The organism is Candidatus Symbiopectobacterium sp. NZEC135 (assembly GCF_025962695.1).
Genome location: NZ_JAGFPF010000667.1, coordinates 1 through 1,058, shown reverse-complemented (window position 1 = coordinate 1,058; position 1,058 = coordinate 1). Strand labels below are relative to the sequence as shown.

The 1,058-nt window shown below is 42.2% G+C and carries 2 protein-coding genes; both read right to left on the bottom strand.

Going from position 1 to position 1,058, the window contains the following annotated elements; genetic code table 11:
• Nucleotides 1-469, bottom strand: a 469-nt coding sequence (locus J5224_RS29610; RefSeq protein WP_264628639.1) for a hypothetical protein, incomplete at its 3' end; no start/stop codon positions are given.
• The coding region (locus tag J5224_RS29605; protein ID WP_264628638.1) for a CadC family transcriptional regulator at nt 456-1,058 on the bottom strand (603 nt) is incomplete at its 5' end. The genes J5224_RS29610 and J5224_RS29605, both read right to left, overlap by 14 nt.

Genomic DNA, 1,058 nt, shown 5'->3' with positions numbered 1-1,058 from the left:
GTTGCTGGCAGGCTACCTTGGAGTGCACCGAACTGACTAAGTAAACGTCCTTCATCAACATCTCAAATTTGACAACATCATTTTCTCCCACCCAAGGAATGGTGTCATCGGGTGCGTTGTCATTAATGTGCTTATCCACAGCGAAATTACGTATTTTTAGATGATTACCAGTCCACTGCGGGTCAAAGCTAAGGGTTCGACGAAGTGTTTTAATCACATTATCGCTCCCCACATAAACACCACTAATGAGCACCAACGCGCGTTCTTTATCACTCAAATAGATATATACATCATACTCTTTTCGAACCAGCGATCCATTTTCCATACCCGACGACTTTACTTTTCCCTGACAAACCAGTGGATTAGGGATTCTATTTCCATAAAAAAGGAAAAAAGCACAGGCTAAAGAGAAAAAGACCAGAACGCCGATCGTAAGTGCTATTTTTTTTCTGATTTTAATAATTAACATAAGTCACACACTCTTTCCCGTCCTGCTTGCAGGTAATAATGATTTCATTCCGCTTATCCAACGCATCAGAAATGACAACCTTTTTAGATAGAAAAAACAGCACATTGTTGGAGCATAAACTCTCTACGGTGCTAGCGGAAAGCGTATCATCCTCATCGGTCAAGCGGTCATAGAGGTAGTACATCTCGCATTTGCCGTTTCCATCCATCTGTAAAGTGCTTCGGGCAGGAAAATAGCTCTCCTTTGCTGCGATCATGGTAAAACCCGCCAGGAACAGCACAGCAATACTGAGAACGCTTAATCCCCACCGAAAAAGATGCCCTTGCTTTTTTTTATGCTGGACAAGCGCGGGCTGAGGCATGGCGGGTGAACCGGTCGATTCATCGGTTTCAGTCCCTTCCGGCAATGCTTTATCTTTTCTATTATTTTCAATAACATTGACATCACTGATATTAAAAATAATACCCGACTTTGGCACAGTAACAATCGCATCATCAAGATCGAATTCACGAAGCACTTTTCTCAACAAAGAGACATAATTGTTCAGATTATTAATCGAAGGCGATAGCGCATGTTTCTCTAACGCCTC